We start from the raw sequence: 17,384 nt of genomic DNA on the forward strand, positions 1-17,384 counted from the left end.
CTCGAATTATATGCCATTCAGGTGACAAATAAAGGCTTTCCCAGGCCTTAGACGGCTGCCACGTGGCTTGAGGCACGCGATTTCGACCATACCCACGCAAACATGACGCTGCCGAGCGCCAAGGCTGCCGCCGCGACCAGCAAAGGCACCCCGAACGAACCGGTGCGCTGCGCCAGCGGCGCAGCAAAAAGCGGCCCCAGAATCTGGCCGACGCCATAAGACGCCGTCGCATAGCCGATCAGCCCTGCCGCTGAATTGCCGCGGAGCCGCCGCGCCTCGCGCACGGCAAACAGCGTGATGACCGTAAACGGCAAGCCGAGCAGCAAGCTGCCAAGCGCGAAGCCGACGATGGTGGGCCAAACCACCGACAGCACGACACCTGCCGCCTGCAGCGCATAGGCAATGGCCATGAGCAGCCGGTTGTCCCAATGCGTTGGCGCTCGGGCGCCGATCAGCGCGCCGACGATCACCGCCAGCCCGAACAAGGGCCAGAAAAGGTCTGGCCAGGGAGACCCAGGCAACGCCTGCCGCGCGATGACAGGCAAAAACGTCGCTGTGATGATGTACCCAAAGCCGGCGATACCGTACAGAGCGATCAACCAGCCGGCGTCCCCGCGCGCCGCCTGAGTCGCTGCAGCAGAACGAGGCGTCGCTAACATGCCCACCGACGCTGGCACTGCCTTCGCGCCATCGTCGAACACGCGCCAGATCACCGCGATCAGCGCCAGCGCCACGATGCCGAAACCGATCCACGCCGCATCGGAGCCCCACCGCCCCACCACGCCGCCAAGCAGGCCGGTCGTCGCGATGCCAACGCCTGGCCCGGTAAAGATCACGCCGCCCAGCATCGGCGAATTGGTTTCTGCGAGCCGGCGTGCGCCCCAGCCGGACGCAAAGACAAACACCCAAGCACTCATCACGCCAGCGGCCGTCCGCAGCACGCCCCAGATGCTGAAGCCGTGTAGCAATCCCATTCCGATCAGCAACGCCGCGGTCGCAATCAGGCCGCTGCGCACCATCGTTGTGGCCTTGACCCGGAGCGACGCGCAGGTCACCGCACCAACGAAGTAACCCAGGTAGTTGAGCGACGCCAGCAAACCGCCCGCCTGCAGGTCGAGCTTGCCCTCATGCAACATGATCGGCAGCATCGGTGTGAAAGCGAAGCGCCCCAGGCCCATGGCGACCGCGAGCGTGACCATGCAAGCCAGCGCCGCACGCCAGGCTCCGCGTCGATCCGATTCAAAACTTGTCATTCTTCATTTCAGGTGGCCAATGCAGCCCGGACCAGTGTTTGCGTATAGGGATGGTGTGGTGAGTCGAGCACTTCATCGACACTGCCGCGCTCCAGGATGGCACCGTCCTTCATGACGATCACCTGATGCGCCATGGCCCGAATCACTTCGACGTCGTGCGTGATGAGCAGGTAACTCAGCCCGCGCTCGCGCTGCAGCTTTTGCAGGAGACCGAGCACCTGTTTTTGCACCGTGACGTCGAGCGCACTTGTAGGTTCGTCGAGCACCAGCAACTGCGGGTCGACGATCAGGGCACGCGCAATGGCCAGTCGCTGCCGCTGGCCACCCGAAAATTCATGCGGATAACGGTCGAGCAGCGCGTGGAATTGAACCTCCGTCAAGCCGACATCGGCCAGCGCCGTCAGCACGCGATCCCGCCGCGCGGACGAGCCGAGCGCCGGCTCGTGCACAAGCAGCCCCTCACCGACGATCTGCTCGACTGTCATCCGTGGTGAGAGCGACGAGAACGGATCTTGAAAGACGACCTGCATGACGCGGCGCAGTGCCCGATCAGCGCCCTTGCCGGCGGCCCAGCGTTGCCCCGTCACTGCAAGCGTGCCACCGTGCGGCAGCAAGCCCAGCGCGGCCAGCGCCAACGTCGACTTGCCCGAGCCCGACTCGCCGACCACACCCAGCGTTTCGCCCGGCACGATGCGGAAATCCGCGCCTTCGACGGCTACGAACGATGCCTTTCTGAACCATCCGGCGATGCCGGGGCGCGGCACCGGGTAGACCACTCGCAGCGCTTCGGCCTGAAGCACAGGCGCCGCATCGTTCGTGCTCGGCACCGGGCTCACGTTGCGCACCGGATGACTGTCGATCAGCTTGCGCGTGTAGGCATGGCGCGGTGCGTCGAACACCGCCGCAACATCGCCCTGCTCCACGATGTCGCCGTTTTCCATCACGGCCACGCGATCGGCGAACTTGCGGACCAGATTCAGGTCGTGCGTGATCAACAGCACCGCCATGCCGTAGCGGCGCTGCAGGTCGGCCAGCAGTTCGAGAATCTGCGCCCGCACCGTGACATCGAGCGCAGTAGTCGGCTCGTCGGCCAGCAGCACCCGCGGCTTGCAGGCCAGGGCCATGGCGATCATGGCGCGCTGGCGCTGCCCGCCCGACAACTGATGTGGTAATGCCTGCGCCCGCCGTGCCGGCTCGGCGATGCCGGTGTCGGCCAGTAGCTGGACCGCTGCAGCCTGGGCAGCACGCGCCGACAGGCCTTCGTGCAGTTCGAGCACCTCCGCGATCTGGTCGCCGACGCTGTAGAGCGCGTTGAGCGCTGTCATCGGCTCCTGGAAAATCATCGCGATCTCCTTGCCGCGGATGCCGCGCAGTCGCTGCTCAGGGAGCGACAGCAGATCGCGAAAACCTGAATCTTTGTCGCCACCCTGAAGCCTGGCGACGCCACTCACCGTGGCGTTTTGCACGAGGCGCAACAGCGACAACGCAGTCACCGTTTTGCCCGAACCCGACTCCCCGACGAGCGCAAGCTTTTCGCCCGCACCGATGCTGAAGTCGACACCGTGCACGACTTCCTTGTCGCCGAATGCGACCCGCAGATTCTTCACCTCGAGCAGCGGTTCGAACTTCATTTTTCGGCCTTGCGCGGGTCGAGCGCGTCGCGCAGCGCATCGCCCATGAAAGTGAGCAGCATGAGCGTGACGACCAGCACGGCAAAGGTCGACAGCGAGATCCACCAGGCGTCGATGTTGGCCTTGCCCTGGCTCAGCAATTCGCCCAGCGATGGCGTGCCTGGCGGTACACCGAGCCCCAGAAAATCCAGCGAGGTCAACGCCAGGATCGCGGCACTCATGCGAAACGGCAAGAACGTGACCACCGGCGTCATGCTGTTGGGCAGGATGTGGCGCCACATGATCTGCATGTTGCCGACCCCCAGTGCGCGTGCGGCGCGCACGTAGTCCATCTGGCGATTTCGCAGGAACTCGGCACGGACGTAATCGGACAAGCCCATCCAGCCGAACAGGCTCAGCAGAATCAAAAGCAATGCGATGCTGGGCGCGAAGATCGCACTGAAGATGATGAGCAGGTAGAGCTCCGGCATCGAGCCCCAGATTTCGATGAAGCGTTGAAACGCAAGGTCGGTCTTGCCGCCGAAGAAGCCCTGGATGGCGCCGGTGATCACGCCCAGCAAAGTGCCGATGAACGTGAGCGCCAACGCGAACAACACGCTCACCCTGAAACCGTAGATCAGTTGCGCCAGCAGGTCGCGCCCACGGTCGTCGGTGCCGAAAAGGTTGTCACGCGACGGCGCCGAAGGATTGGGAAACTTCGCGAAATAATTAAGCGTCTTTGGCCCGTACGGGTTGGGCGCATAGAGCGCCCAGTTCGGTCCTCGCGTGATGCGCTCGCGGATGAAGGGGTCGAGGTAGTCGGCAGGCGTTTCGAAGTCGCCGCCGAAGGTCTTTTCGGCATAGTCGCGCATCACCGGAAAGTACGTTTGGCCTTCGTATCGAACCACCAGCGGCTTGTCGGTCGACAGCAATTCGGCGAACAGGCTCAGTACGACGAGGATGCTGAAAAGCACGAGACTCCAAAACCCGAGCGGGTTGCGTCGAAAACGCCGCCACGCGCGCCGCGCAGGTGACAGCGACGGGGCTGAGCGCGCAGGCGCCACGATCGTGTTCATGGGCTCAGTCAAACTTCACTCTCGGGTCGACCCACACGTAGCAAAGATCGCTGATGAGTTTGGTCACCAGGCCGATCAGGGTGAAGAGGTAAAGCGTGCCGAGGACCACTGGGTAATCACGACGGATCACGCTCTCATAGCTCAGCAAGCCCAGCCCGTCCAGAGAGAACAGCGTTTCGATGAGCAACGATCCGGTAAAGAACGCACCGATGAAAGCCGCCGGAAAGCCCGTGATGATCGGGATCAGCGCATTGCGAAACACATGCTTCCACAGCACCTGCCGCTCCGACAGACCTTTGGCGCGCGCGGTCAGCACGTATTGCTTACGGATCTCTTCGAGGAACGAGTTCTTGGTGAGCATGGCGGTCACCGCAAAACTGCCGAGCACCATCGCGGTGATGGGCAAGGTGATGTGCCACAGATAGTCGACGATGCGTGCGCCCCAGGTCATGCTGTCCCAGTTAGACGAGGTGAGCCCGCGCAGCGGAAACCACTGCAACTGCCCGCCGAAGATCACCAGCAGCGCCACCCCGAGCACGAAGCCGGGAATCGCATAGCCGACAAGCACGACCAGCGTGGTCACGAAGTCGAAGCGAGAACCGGCGCGTACCGCTTTGGCGACACCCAGCGGCACCGCGATGAGGTAGCTGATGAAGAAGGTCCACAACCCGAGGCTGATCGACACCGGCAGCTTTTCTTTCACCAGTTGCCAGACGTCCTTACGTTGATAGAAGCTCTGCCCGAGATCGAAACGCGCGAAAGATTTCAGCATGCCCCAGAAGCGCTCAATCGGCGGCTTGTCGAAGCCATAAAGCTGCTTGATTTCTTCGATGCGCTTGGCATCGAGTCCCTGCCGCCCGCGGTAACCTGCACCGCTCGACGCTGCACGCTCACCGCCCGAGTCGCGGCCTTGCAGCTGCGAGACCATTTGCTCTACCGGCCCGCCGGGCACGAACTGGGTCACCACGAACGTCAGGATGAGTACGCCGAGCAGCGTCGGCACCATCAGCAGCAGGCGTTTGAGGATATAGCTGGCCATTGGCGTTGATCTACTTGTTTGAAGGCGACGCCCACCAGGTCGCCATAGCCCACGAATCGGGCTGATAGAACGGCGGCAGGGTCGGCGGCAGCACAAAGCCAGCCGGCCGATAGCCGACCAGGAACGCATCGCTGTACCACTGCGGGATCGAGTAATAGCCATGCGACAGCACACGGTCGAGCGAGCGCATCGCGGCGGTTAGCTCGGGGCGTGTCGTGGCCTGCACCACCTTCTGCAGCAGCGCATCGACCGCCGGATCGGCGATGCCCCAGATGTTCGATGAGCCGGTCGTGGCCGCCGCCTTGGAACCGAACAGCTCGAACATCTCGCCGCCCGGCGCATTGCTGCCAGGCAGTCGCACCGTGGTCATCTCGAACTCGAAGTTGTCCATGCGCTGCTGGTACAGCGAGCCATCGACAGTGCGCACCCGCAGGTCGATGCCCAGCTTGCTCAGCGACGTTTGCAGCGGCGTGATGAGCCGAATCAACGATGCCTGGTTGTTGAGCAGCTCGATGTCGAAGACCTCGTTCTTCGCATTGCGCAGCGCGCCGTCGCGATATGTCCAGCCGGCTTGTGCCAGCAGCTGTTGCGCCTGCCGCAAGTTGTCGCGCAAGCTCGCCGGCGGCAGGGTCGTCGGCGACACGACAGCGGGCCCGAACACAACGGGCCGCAGCTCCTTGCGCAAGGGTTCGAGCAATGCCAGCTCGTCCGACGTCGGCGACCCCGACGCATGAAATTCGCTGTTTGGGAAATAGCCGTCCACGCGTTTGTAGAGGCCGTAGAAAAGCTGCCGGTTGAGCCATTCGAAGTCCATCGCCAAGCCAATCGCTTGTCGCACGCGCACATCCTGAAACTTCGGGTTGCGCAGGTTGAACACGTACCCTTGAAAGTCGCCAGGGTTGCGGTTCTCGAAGACCTGCTTTTTGACATCGCCCGAATCGAACTGCTTGCCGCTGTATTGCCGCGCCCAATTGCGCGAAATGAACTCGCGCATGAAGTCGAACTCACCGGCTTTGAGGCCTTCGAAGCGCGCCGTCTCGTCGAGGTAGAGCTTGAATGTCAGTCGGTCGAAGTTGAACTGCCCCTTGCGCACGGGCAACTGCGCACCCCAGTAGTTCGGGTCACGCAGGTAGGTGATATCGCGTCCCAGCCGCGCGCTGGCTGGCTTGTACGGGCCGGACGCAATCGGCACATCGCTGGTGATCTGATCGAACGGCTTGCCGCCACCCCATGCACGGCTGAACACCGCCATGCCACCTACCACCAGCGGCAATTCGCGATTGGGGTTGGCAAACTCGAATCGCACGGTGCGCTCGTCGACAGCCACCGCACGCTTCACCTCCGCGTAGATCGTTCGAAACTGGGGAGCGGCCAGCTTGCCGGTCAGCGTTTCGAACGAATGGACCACGTCGGCGGCCAGCACTGGCGAACCATCGTTGAAGCGCGCCGTCGCCCGCAGTTTGAAAGTAGCGGACAGCATGTCGGGCGCCACCGTGACATCTTCGGCGAGCAGGCCGTATGCGGTCGTGGCTTCTTCTGAATTGCCAATGAGCAAGCTCTCGAACACCAACAACCCCAGTCCTGCCGGCGCGGTGCCCTTGAGCGTGAACGGGTTGAACTTGTCGAAATTGGTGACCGCGATCGGCGGCACCATGCGCAATTCCCCGCCTTTGGGTGCGTCGGGGTTGACGTAACCGAAATGCGTGAAGCCTTCGGGGTATTTGATATCGCCGAATTGTGCGTAGGCATGGGCTGCCCACGAGGGGGCTGCCACGAGCATCCACAGACAAAGCAACCAACATCGCATGCGAGAATTCTGCACAAGATTTATGTGAGGCAAATTTATGGGCTTTCTTTCGGGCAAGAAACTGTTGATCACAGGCGTGCTGAGCAACCGCTCCATCGCCTACGGCATCGCCAGAGCGTGCCACCAGCAAGGCGCAGAACTGGCATTCAGCTACGTCGGCGAGCGCTTCAAGGACCGTACCGCCGACTTCGCGAAAGAGTTCGGCTCCACGCTGATCTTCGATTGCGACGTGAGTGACGACGCGCAAATCGACAAACTGTTCGCCGACCTTTCTCAAAGCTGGCCCAAGTTCGACGGCTTCGTGCACAGCATAGGCTTCGCGCCGCGCGAAGCGATCTCGGGCGACTTCCTGGAAGGCATCACGCGCGAAGGCTTCCGCATCGCACACGACATCAGCGCCTACAGTTTTCCGGGCATGGCCAAGGCGGCACTGCCCTATCTCAACGACAAGTCGGCGCTGCTGACACTGACCTACCTCGGCGCGATTCGCGCGCTGCCCAACTACAACACGATGGGTCTTGCCAAGGCGTCGCTCGAAGCCTCGGTGCGTTATCTCGCCGGGTCGCTCGGCCCGAAGGGCATGCGCGTCAACGGCATCAGTGCCGGACCAATCAAGACGCTGGCGGCCAGCGGCATCAAGGGCTTCGGCAAGATCCTGTCGGCCGTCGCCGAGGTTTCGCCATTGCGTCGCAACGTGACCATCGAAGACGTCGGCAACGTCGCTGCGTTCTTGTTGAGCGATCTGGCAAGCGGCGTGACGGCCGAAATCACCTATGTCGACGGTGGCTTCAGCCAGGTCGTCGGCGGAATCGACGAACCGGCATCCTGACCGGTCCCGTCGCGGAGAGAGTGCCTGGGAGGGCCATATGAAACGGCGCATTTTTCTATCCGCGGCTTTCGCTGCTGCGATCACCACGGCCACCAGTGTCACATCGCTGGCTCCTGCAGCCTACGCGCGCGAGCCGGCACCACCGCTGATGCTGGCCGAGGTGTACCGCCGCGGCATGTCGCTCGACGGCTTCTGGGTCAGCGAGAAGTACGACGGCGTTCGAGGCTACTGGGATGGCAAGCAGTTGTGGACGCGCGGCGGAGAGCGCGTGACAGCGCCCATCTGGTTCACTGCGCCACTGCCTCGCACGCCGCTCGACGGTGAGTTGTGGGCCGGACATGGCCAGTTCGAGCGTGCGCTCTCGACCGTGCGCAGCCAGACGCCCAACGACGCTGCCTGGCGCGAGATGCGCTTCATGGTGTTCGACTTGCCAGCCCAACCCGGCACTTTCGACCTCCGGCTGGCCGCGCTGAAAAAGCTGCTGCCGATCACCAGCGCACCCTGGGTGATGCCGGTGGCTCAAGAGCACACGACCACGCATGCCGACTTGCAGGCCCTGCTGGACAAGACCGTCAAGCTGGGCGGCGAGGGGCTGATGCTGCATCGCGGCGCGTCGCTCTATCGCGGCGAGCGCAATGGCGACTTGCTCAAGTTCAAACTCTATGACGATGCCGAGGCGCGCGTGGTCGAGCAACTTCCGGGAAAGGGCCGACACACCGGTCGACTCGGCGCCTTGCTGGTCGAGACACCCGGAGGGCGACGCTTCAAGCTTGGCGGCGGCTTCACCGATGCGCAGCGCGACAACCCGCCGGCAGTGGGCACCTGGGTGACCTACCGATTCAACGGTGCAAACGCCAGCGGACTGCCGCGCTTCGCACGATTTTTGCGGGTGCGGGAAGAAGGCCCGACCTGAAATCGGCGCCGCTCGATCAGGGCGCGATGCCTTGCCTGAGCTTCGCTTCGATATCGTCGATCACCGGCAGCAAATCGGCCACGCTGTCGATCACGTAGTGGGCGCCTGATGCCTTCAGCTTGGCGGTGGCGATCTGCCTGAGCGCATCCTGGCTGGCAGCGTCGAGTGCCTGCCATTCAGCCAGCGACAGGCCGACCGCGTTGCCGCTCACAGCCAGCCCCACTGTCCAGGTGCCGGCATGGATGCCCTCTTCGATCCCGACACCCGTGTCGTCGACCTTGACCACGCTCGACGGTGGCCACACGCCGATGTCGGCAAAGGTGCGGTACATCATCAACGGCGAGGGCCGCCCGGCTGCCAGATCCCCGGCGCAAACCAGGTTGTCCGGCACGTAGCCGCCAGCGGCAGCGATGGGCGTCACGACTTCCATGATCGGCCGGTTGTATCCGGTGGTCGAACCGATCTTGAGCCCGCGCGCGCGCAGCGTGTTAACCATCTCGACCGCGCCCGGAATGAAGTCTGCGAAGTCGGCCACGACGGCCGCATTCATCGGCGTGAAGACTTCATACAGGTGGTCGACGTCGGCATCGGTGAGCGGCCGGCTGAAACGCTTTTGCCACTGCGCGGCGACGCGCGGCAATGTACCGAGCGCCTTGATATGGTCCCACTTGGCCACGCCCATCGGCCCGCGCGCTTCGTCGACGGTGATCACGATGCCGAACTTCTCGAACAGGCGCACGAAGGCGCCCATTGGCGCGCAGGAACCGAAGTCGAGGATGGTGCCGGCCCAGTCGAAAACGACGGCGCTGAGGTGGCGGGGCAATGCGGCGGAAGAAGTGGTCATGGAAGTTTGTCTCGAGAAATCTACCAACCGGCGAAGACGTCCTCGGCAATGCCAAAAGCGGTGCTGGCACCGGTGCCGCTGGTGACCAGCACCAGCCGCGTAGCGTCGTCGGGCCTGTCGATCAGGCAGTCGGTTGTGGCGGATGAAGGATAGGTTCCGACCCAGCGCTCGGTCACTTTGGCCTGCTGCAACTTCAAGGTCTTGTGCAGGTGACCGAGGATGAGATCGTCCACGCGCTGATCGGCAAAGGGTTCCGGCGCGGCGCCGTAATGATGCGAATCGCCGACGACCAGCGAGCCGTCGGCGCTCTGCACCACGATCAGGTGAATGCCGTTGTCGAGCGACTCGCCCTCCTCGCGGCGCATCTGTTCGAGCAGCAGTGCCGCGGCCGGCAGCTTGCTGTAACCGTGATAGCGCACCAGGCTCAGATCGGACATCACAGAGCCGGGCAAACGGAAGCCGGGCTCGGGCTGAACGCGCAGCATGTGCAACTGGCACAGCGTGAGCTTGTGCTGCGCCAGTCGTTCCGCGAAGAGGCCGTGCAAGTCGGTGTTGGTGCAGACGACCACGCGCTCCGCATGCAGGGCGGCGAGCGAGGTGCGCACTCGCGGCGTGGCGACTTCGAGTACCGCTTCGCCGAAGCGAAACACCACGCCCAACGATGCGGCCAGCCACTTGGCAAGCAGACCGATAGCGGTGCGCGATTCGACCCGCATCTCGTGAGGGCTGTAGAGCACCGCTTGGGCGCCCTCGAGTTGCATGACCGGCGCGCGCCGCATGGCCTCGCTGATGTCGAGCAGCTCGCAACCGTCTCCCATTGGTGTGGCCATGAACTCCTCGAGAACCTTCAACGCCTGGGGGCGAAAAGCGCTCAGGTACAGGCCGTGATGCAAAACGGCGATGCCCGCTTGCGGGGCGACCTCGCCCCACACTTCCCGCGCGCGGCGGGCACGGCGCCAGGTGTCGCCTTCGCCCTGGCCGGTGACTGTGATGAACCCGAAGTTGCGGATCGATGCACCGACGCACGCGGCGTCGCGTTCGAGCACACAGACTTTCAACCCGCGCTTGGCCGCCGTGTACGCGTGAGCCAGGCCCACGATGCCGGCACCCACCACGATGAGATCGAATTTCGTTTCGGAAGAGGTCATGATGAAGAAGAAGGAAGCCCACGCGCCAACCGAAGCACCGGCCAGTGCCGCTGCTGCGCTTCGACCGCGAGGCGAGCATCGGGATCGACCACGACAGGCTGGCCGACCACCAGCAACAGCGGCAGGTCGTTGATCGAATCGCTGTAGAAAAAAGCACGCGCGAGTTGCGCGTCGACGCCATCGGTCGTGTCGTCACGCGCTGCCAGCCAGTTGCGCAAGCGCATGACCTTGCCCTCGCGCATATTGAGCACATCGCGCGTGCGGCCAGCAAAACGGCCATTGGCAAGCACTTCGAGCTCGGTCGCGATCACATGCTCGAAGCCAAGTTCGCCCGCAGTCAGTTCGACAAGAAAGCGACTCGTCGCGCTGGTCAGCACCAGCAGATCGCCACGATCGCGATGTTGCTGGACGAGTTCGCGTGCCGCGTCCGGAATGCGCGGACTAATCACTTCGTTCATGAACGCAGCGCGCGTCGGCGACCACTCGGCCGGACTGCGGCCCTCGAAGGTGGAAGCGAAAAATTCACAGAACTCGCCCGGCGCTGCTTCGCCTGCGTGATAACGCCGGTCCATGTCCGCGTTGCGCTGCGCGAAGCAGTCGCCGAGCAGGCCGCGGCTCACCAAAAAGTCGGCCCACAGTACCTCGCTGTCGCCGGTCAGCAAGGTGTTGTCGAGATCGAACAGGGCCAGAGTTTGCATGGGAGTGGACATCGCAGTGGACCGTATCAACGGTTCGGCGCCCGCCAGGCTTGCGTGCGGTGGTCGATCCACTTGCCGAGCGCCATGTACAGCAAGGTGACGACCAGCGAGGTCGCGGCGATGAGCACCGCCATCGCGGCGGCCGGGCCGGTGTCGCCGGCTTCGTCGAGGTTCAATATCGCGACGGCCGCCACCTTGGTGTCGGGTGAGTACAGAAACACCACGGCCGAGATCGTCGTCATCGCGTTGATGAAAAAGTAGCGCGACACATCCAGCAAGGTCGGCAGGCAGATCGGCAGCGTGACACGCCAGAAGGTCTTGTAGAACGGCACCTTGAGCGAAGCCGAGACCGACTCGAATTCCGGGTCGATCGACTTCAACGCGGTGACCATCGTCAGATGGCCCGTCGTGTAGAAATGAATGATCGTGCAGAGCACCAGAATGCCCAGCGACTGGTACATGAAGTTCAACGGATTGGCAGGTGCGTTGAAGAAGAAGATGTAGCCCAAGCCGAGCACCAGGCCCGGTACCGCCATCGGCAGCATTGCCATCAACCGGATCACCGGCCGCGCCCAGTCGAGCCCGCGCGTCTTCTCCAGCAGGTAGGCGCCGATAAAGACGACGATGGTGCCGATCACCGCCGTGCATGCCGCCAGCTTGAGGCTGTTGAGCATTGCGTCGCCCAGTTCGGCATCGACCAAACCTGACACGTAGTGCGAGAAGCTGGGTGTCAGGTTGTACGGCCAGAGCGTCGCGAACGATGCGAACACCGCCATGAAGAACATGGCAAGCATGAGCGCGACGATCACGCTGCAGTAGATCGTCATCGCCAGGTCGAAGCGGCGCGATGGCCGCGGCACCAGCGCCACCGCGCGCGCCAACAAGACCGACACTTGCTTTCGCTGCACGAAGTAATCGATGGCGAAAGTGAGCGCCGCCGGCGTCAGCAAGAACAGCGCGACGACCGCGCCACGCCGAAAGTCCTGCTGACCGATGACAAGCTTGAAGACGTCGGTCGCCAACACGTTGAAATTACCGCCGACCACCTTCGGGATGCCGAAGTCGGTCATCACCAGGGTGAAGCTCACCAACCCCGAGGAGATCAGCCCGTACTTGGCACCCGGCAGCGTGATGGTGAAGAACTTCCGCACCGTGCTCGTGCCCAGCGCATCGGCCGCTTCGTACAGCCGCGCATCGGCCAGCGTGAGCGCGGTGACCAGGATCATCAACACGTGCGGGAACACGGAGAAGCACTCCGCCAGCACGATGCCCGACGGTCCGTAGATGCCAGTGAACCCGAGCGCGAGCCAGAAGTCCTTGGCAACACCTTGATTGCCGAACCAGTAGATCAGCGAGATGGCCGACAGCAGCGACGGCGCCAGCAGCGGCAGCAGCGTGGTGGTGCGAAAGAGCGGCTTCAACGGCATGCAGCTTCGCGTGAGCGCATAGGCGAAGGTGAATGCCAGCGGCACCACGATGATCATCACCAGCACCGACACCCAGGTGCTGTGCCAGAGGCTCTGCATCAGCGCAGGCGACGCGATGTAGCTGCCGAACGCGCTCACGCCCGACGCAGCGCCATCGGGTGTCTCCAGCGCCTTAGAAAGAATAAACAGCAGCGGCGCCACAAGTCCGATGGTGAGCAAGGCGACTGTGAACAGCAGCGCCAAATGCGACATTCGATCGACCCAATAGACACGTTGCTTCAGCGGGGGCGCGACCAGTACGATCGACGCGGCTGACAGTGCGGGGAATGCTGACATCGAGTTCTCGCGCTATCGCGGTCGCGTCAGGCAGCAGCTGCCATGGCAGACACGGGAGCCACGGAATGCATGGGGGAAAGAGGAAACACCCGCAGCCGATCGGCCCGCAGCGCAAAGCGCACGCTGGCACCTTCGCGCACGCCGAACTCGTCCATCTGGTTGAGCGAATACTGCAGAAGCAACGGCTGCCCGGGGATGCCGAGCACGTCGACTTCGGCCAGGCAATTACCGCCCAGGAATTCAATGTGCCGCACAGTGCCTTCGCATCGCATCGGATCGTCGTCGAGAACGTTGCCGACCACCCGGTCTTCCGGACGAAGGTAGAGCGCGACGTCGCGGCCGGGCCTGAAGTCCGCGCCATGACCGGCCGCCGTCTTCAGACGCATGTCGCCACAGCGAAACCAGTGATCGCCCTCCGCCACTGCGGTCAGCCGATTCACCTTGCCGACGAATTCAGCAACGAACGGAGATGCCGGTTCGCGGTACACCTCCAGCGGTGTGCCGACCTGCTCGATCACACCGTGGTTCATCACCACGATGCGGTCGGCCACCGACAGCGCTTCTTCCTGGTCGTGCGTGACCATCACGGTCGTCACGCCCAACTCGCGTTGCAGCGACCGGATTTCGTTGCGCAGATGCACCCGCACGATGGCGTCGAGCGCAGAGAGCGGCTCGTCGAGTAGCAGCAGCCCTGGCGACGTCGCGAGCGCACGTGCCAGCGCGATGCGCTGCTGCTGCCCTCCCGACATCTGTGCCGGGTACTTTCCGCCGCTGCCCGGCAAGCCGACCAGCTTGAGCAGCTCTTCGACCCGCTGCGCGATCTGCGACCTGCTCTGCTTGCGGTTGACCAGCCCGTAGCCGACGTTCTGAGCCACCGTCAGGTTGGGAAAGAGCGCATACGACTGGAACATGATTCCGTAGTCGCGCCCGGCTGGCGGCAGCACAGAAATGTCACGGCCGGCCTGCAGGATGGTGCCAGCCGTTTGCGTCTCGAGCCCCGCGATGATGCGCAGCAACGTGGTCTTTCCGCAGCCCGACGGCCCGAGGAAACAGATGAACTCGCCCTGTCTAATCGACAGATCGATGCCGTCCAACGCGTTGAACGCGCCGAAGCTTTTGCGGATGCCCTTCAGCTGAAGGTAGTCGTTGACTGCAACCATTGCGATGACCTTCGCCGGCTTACTTGGGTTACTTGGGTTACTTGGCTTTGGGCTCGCTCTTCGCGTCGTAGCGTTTCGACCATTCGGCCAGCGTCGCAGCGCGGCCCGCAGCGGCCTTGTCGAAGTCGAGCTTGATCAAACGTGACTCGTAGTCGGCAGGGATGTTTGCCAGCTTGGGCGCCACGCCCGGCTGCGCTGTGATCGCGAAGTTCTTGCCGTAGAGGATCATCGCGTCCTTCGACGAAGCCCAGTCGGCGAGCTTCTTCGAAGCTTCAAGCTTTTTGGTGCCCTTGTAGATCGCGAAGCCCTCGAGGTCCCAACCGAGGCCTTCCTTCGGGAACACCAGGTCGATCGGTGCACCCTTGGTCTTGTTCATGTGTGCGCGGTATTCAAACGAGATGCCCGCCACGTATTCACCGGCCGACGCCATGGTGCATGGCTTGGACCCCGAGTGCGTGTATTGGCCAATGTTCTCGTGCAGCGCGTCCATGAACTTCCAGCCGCCGCCCTTGCCGCCATCGTCGCCCCACATCTGCAGCCACGACACGACGTCAAGGTATCCGGTGCCTGAAGAGGCGGGATTGGGCATCACGACCTGGCCCTTGTAGATCGGGTTGGTCAGGTCTTTCCAGGTCGTCGGGATCGGCAGGTTCTTCTTCTTGGCCTCGACGGTGTTGAAGCAGACCACTGCACCGAACACGTCCATGCCCCACCAAGCCGGTGGCGATGCCTTGTCCCGGTACTGCGACATGATCGCGTCGAGGTTCAACGGCGCATAGGGCTCGAGCATGCCGTCGCGCTTGAACAGCGCCAGGCTGGTGGCTGCCACACCCCAGATGGCGTCGGCTTGCGGGTTGGCTTTTTCGGCGAGCAGCTTGGCGGTGATGACGCCGGTCGAATCGCGCACCCACTTGATTTCAATGTTGGGCTCGACCTTGTTGAATGCTTCCTGGTAGGCCTTCAGCTGGTCGGTTTCGAGCGCGGTGTAAACGGTCAGCTGGGTTTTCTGCGCCCATGCGCCGGCGGCACACGCCAGACCGAGCAGGCCAACAATCAGGGACTTTGCGAACTTCATTTAAGGGGCTCCTGGATCTAAAGAAAATCGAAGATGGACTCTGCCGGACCGACACGACATATTCGTGACACGAAGGCAAAGCAAAATCGGGACCCGATCGAAAACTTAGTTTATTGTCTTTTGTAAATTGTAGACAATCTCGAATGACTGACCTACGATCGATCATGGTCAAAAAGATATCCAGCAGTCCCGCCATCGCACAGCTTCAGGGCAATTCGCTCGCGAATCTGGTGCAGGTCGAGATCGAACGCATGATTCTGGATGGCGAGTTGTCGTCGGGTTCCAAGCTGACGGAAGCCACGCTGGCAGCGCAACTCGGCGTATCGCGCGGCCCGGTGCGCGAAGCTTTTCGCATGCTCGAGGAAGCTGGATTGGTTCGTACCGAAAAGAACCGCGGCGTGTTCGTGCGCGATGTGCCGATCGAAGAAGCGCTGGAGATCTTCGAATTGCGCGCCGTCTTGGATCTTCATGTGGGACGCAAACTTGCGGAAGGGATCAGCACCGCAGAAGTCCGCGAGTTGCGCCAGCTGACCGACGCCATGGACCAGGCCGTGAAGGCCGACAACGCGCACGACTACCACCGCTTCAACCTGAAGTTCCATGACCGCTTGCTCGAACTCGCCGGCAATACGAAGCTCACGTCGACGTACCGCAAGCTGGTCAACGAACTCTCGCTGTTCCGGCGCCAGAACCTCACCAACGAATCGATGACGGTCTACTCGCGGGAGCATCGTTTGATCGTTAAGACCATCGCAGCGGGCGAGCCTGAGGCAGCCGGCCAGGCGATGTACCAGCATGTGATGAACAGCCGCGAACGCACCCTGCGCAACTACGAGGCCAAGCAGGCAGACGCATTGAAGGCTGCGGTCCTGACCGCTGGCAATGCAGTTAAATCGAACGCCACCGTGGAGGCCTGACCCATGGCACTGACACTGCAAGACATCGACACGCTCTTTGCTCGCCACGGCGCCGCGCAATACAGCGGCGAGCCGGTCACGCAGCTCGAACATGCACTTCAAAGCGCCTACCTCGCAGAACAGGCCGGTGCCGACGACGAACTGGTGACGGCTGCCTTGCTGCACGACCTCGGCCACCTGCTCAACGACCAGGGCGAGACGCCGAGCCTGCGCGGCGTCGACGATGTGCACCAGTACTTCGCCCTTCCCTTTCTTCGCGGCGTGTTCGGCGAGCGCGTGCTGTGCGCGATCAAGTGGCACGTCGATGCAAAGCGCTACCTGTGTGCGACGCGACCCGACTATTGGGCCAGCCTGTCGGCCGACTCCAAGCGCAGCCTCACGTTGCAAGGCGGCGTCTTTTCAGCCGAGCAGGCGGCGCAGTTCATCGCGCAAGAGAACGCGCCCGAGGCGGTGCAATTGCGACTGTGGGACGACCAGGCCAAATCAGCCGACCTGGTCACGCCAACGCTGGCGCACTACCTCGCGCGCGCCCGCCGCTGCATGGTTCAGTGAACACCGTCGCACCGGTGGTGCTCGCTGCAGGACTGACCGCGCCGATCGTGCTCGCCGTGCTGTTCGGCGCGCTGCTGCACGCCAGTTGGAACGCGCTCATCAAGTCGGGCCGCGACAAGCAGCTCGACACGGCGCTGATCCACAGTCTCGGCTTTTTCCTGGCTTTGCCGATGTTGCTCTACATCGGATTGCCGAGCGCGACGTCATGGCCTTACATCGCCACGTCGACGGGAATCCATCTCGGCTATTACATCGCGCTGGCCGGTGCTTACCGGCATGGCGATCTCGGCCTCACCTATCCCGTGATGCGTGGCAGCGCGCCTCTGCTGGTCGCCCTCGGCAGCTTCACCTTCATCGGCGAGCGGCTGTCGCTGGTAGCGTGGATCGGTATCGCTGTCGTTTGCGCCGGCGTGCTCACGCTCGGGCTGTCAAGGTCGGCGCTGCACGTCGGCGACGAGTCGCAGCGACGTAAGGCGCTGACCTTTGCGCTCTGCAACGCCGCCATCATCGCGCTCTACACGGTGGTCGACGGCATCGGCGTGCGCGCGTCCGGCAATGCGCTGGCCTACGTCGCAGCGCTGTTCCTGTTCGATGGCATTCCGTACCTGCTGCTGGTCATGTGGCAGCGGCCCTTGGTGATGCCGATGGTGAACATGATGAAGAAGCTGTAGAGCCCGGTCTTCTCGACGATGACGCCGTG

General features: G+C 62.9%; 16 protein-coding genes. 5 read left to right on the plus strand and 11 right to left on the minus strand.

Going from position 1 to position 17,384, the window contains the following annotated elements:
* Positions 1-47: 47 nt before the first annotated feature.
* Genes QN397_RS15475 through QN397_RS15495 form a run of 5 tightly spaced genes read right to left on the minus strand, consistent with a single transcriptional unit; the run spans position 48 to position 6,785 of the window.
* The gene (locus QN397_RS15475; RefSeq protein ID WP_323501346.1) at positions 48-1,253 is read right to left on the minus strand and encodes a YbfB/YjiJ family MFS transporter; all 1,206 of its coding nucleotides are present in this window, start codon (positions 1,251-1,253) and stop codon (positions 48-50) included.
* A gap of 8 nt (positions 1,254-1,261) precedes the next feature.
* Positions 1,262-2,884, minus strand: a complete 1,623-nt coding sequence (locus QN397_RS15480; protein WP_323501347.1) for a dipeptide ABC transporter ATP-binding protein — start codon at positions 2,882-2,884, stop codon at positions 1,262-1,264.
* The gene (locus tag QN397_RS15485) at positions 2,881-3,939 is read right to left on the minus strand and encodes an ABC transporter permease (RefSeq protein WP_323495197.1); all 1,059 of its coding nucleotides are present in this window, start codon (positions 3,937-3,939) and stop codon (positions 2,881-2,883) included. The genes QN397_RS15480 and QN397_RS15485 overlap by 4 nt, the downstream gene beginning before the upstream one ends.
* Positions 3,940-3,943: 4 nt before the next feature.
* On the minus strand, positions 3,944-4,978 hold the full coding sequence (locus QN397_RS15490; protein ID WP_187052087.1) for a microcin C ABC transporter permease YejB: 1,035 nt from the start codon (positions 4,976-4,978) through the stop codon (positions 3,944-3,946).
* A 10-nt stretch (positions 4,979-4,988) separates the two neighbouring features.
* On the minus strand, positions 4,989-6,785 hold the full coding sequence (locus QN397_RS15495) for an extracellular solute-binding protein (RefSeq protein WP_323501348.1): 1,797 nt from the start codon (positions 6,783-6,785) through the stop codon (positions 4,989-4,991).
* 37 nt (positions 6,786-6,822) lie between these two features.
* Here QN397_RS15495 and fabI point away from each other — a divergent pair, with 37 nt between their 5' ends.
* Together fabI and QN397_RS15505 are read left to right on the plus strand one after the other, a co-directional pair.
* Complete coding sequence (fabI, locus tag QN397_RS15500; RefSeq protein ID WP_323495194.1) at positions 6,823-7,614, plus strand: enoyl-ACP reductase FabI; 792 nt, start codon at positions 6,823-6,825, stop codon at positions 7,612-7,614.
* Between the two features lie 37 nt (positions 7,615-7,651).
* Positions 7,652-8,527, plus strand: a complete 876-nt coding sequence (locus QN397_RS15505; protein WP_323501349.1) for a DNA ligase — start codon at positions 7,652-7,654, stop codon at positions 8,525-8,527.
* A gap of 16 nt (positions 8,528-8,543) precedes the next feature.
* Here the strand turns inward: QN397_RS15505 and phnX are convergent, their stop codons facing one another.
* Genes phnX through QN397_RS15535 form a run of 6 tightly spaced genes read right to left on the minus strand, consistent with a single transcriptional unit; the run spans position 8,544 to position 15,215 of the window.
* Positions 8,544-9,371, minus strand: a complete 828-nt coding sequence (gene phnX, locus QN397_RS15510; RefSeq protein WP_323501350.1) for a phosphonoacetaldehyde hydrolase — start codon at positions 9,369-9,371, stop codon at positions 8,544-8,546.
* Positions 9,372-9,391: 20 nt separating this feature from the next.
* Positions 9,392-10,519 (minus strand): TIGR03364 family FAD-dependent oxidoreductase, encoded by a 1,128-nt coding sequence (locus QN397_RS15515; protein ID WP_323501351.1) that lies wholly within the window; start codon positions 10,517-10,519, stop codon positions 9,392-9,394.
* Complete coding sequence (locus tag QN397_RS15520) at positions 10,516-11,217, minus strand: HAD family hydrolase (RefSeq protein ID WP_323501352.1); 702 nt, start codon at positions 11,215-11,217, stop codon at positions 10,516-10,518. The genes QN397_RS15515 and QN397_RS15520 overlap by 4 nt, the downstream gene beginning before the upstream one ends.
* A gap of 26 nt (positions 11,218-11,243) precedes the next feature.
* Positions 11,244-12,980 carry a putative 2-aminoethylphosphonate ABC transporter permease subunit gene (locus tag QN397_RS15525; RefSeq protein WP_323501353.1) on the minus strand — a complete coding sequence of 579 codons (1,737 nt, stop codon included), beginning with the start codon at positions 12,978-12,980 and terminating at the stop codon, positions 11,244-11,246.
* A gap of 26 nt (positions 12,981-13,006) precedes the next feature.
* Positions 13,007-14,140, minus strand: a complete 1,134-nt coding sequence (locus QN397_RS15530) for a putative 2-aminoethylphosphonate ABC transporter ATP-binding protein (protein WP_323501354.1) — start codon at positions 14,138-14,140, stop codon at positions 13,007-13,009.
* 37 nt (positions 14,141-14,177) lie between these two features.
* Positions 14,178-15,215, minus strand: coding sequence for a putative 2-aminoethylphosphonate ABC transporter substrate-binding protein (locus QN397_RS15535; RefSeq protein ID WP_187052096.1), 1,038 nt, complete (start codon positions 15,213-15,215; stop codon positions 14,178-14,180).
* Positions 15,216-15,379: 164 nt separating this feature from the next.
* Between QN397_RS15535 and QN397_RS15540 the strand changes: the two genes are divergently transcribed.
* From QN397_RS15540 to QN397_RS15550, 3 genes are read left to right on the plus strand one after another with little or no spacing between them, the layout of a single operon-like run.
* The gene (locus QN397_RS15540; RefSeq protein ID WP_323501355.1) at positions 15,380-16,132 is read left to right on the plus strand and encodes a phosphonate utilization associated transcriptional regulator; all 753 of its coding nucleotides are present in this window, start codon (positions 15,380-15,382) and stop codon (positions 16,130-16,132) included.
* 3 nt (positions 16,133-16,135) lie between these two features.
* Positions 16,136-16,684, plus strand: coding sequence for a phosphonate degradation HD-domain oxygenase (locus QN397_RS15545; RefSeq protein WP_323501356.1), 549 nt, complete (start codon positions 16,136-16,138; stop codon positions 16,682-16,684).
* Positions 16,681-17,355: a phosphonate utilization protein gene (locus QN397_RS15550; RefSeq protein ID WP_323501357.1), complete on the plus strand. Its 675-nt coding sequence runs from the start codon at positions 16,681-16,683 to the stop codon at positions 17,353-17,355. The genes QN397_RS15545 and QN397_RS15550 overlap by 4 nt, the downstream gene beginning before the upstream one ends.
* The last annotated feature ends 29 nt before the right edge of the window (positions 17,356-17,384 follow it).

Origin of the sequence: Variovorax sp. RTB1 (genome assembly GCF_035018765.1) — a bacterium.
Classification (GTDB): Bacteria; Pseudomonadota; Gammaproteobacteria; order Burkholderiales; family Burkholderiaceae_C; genus Variovorax.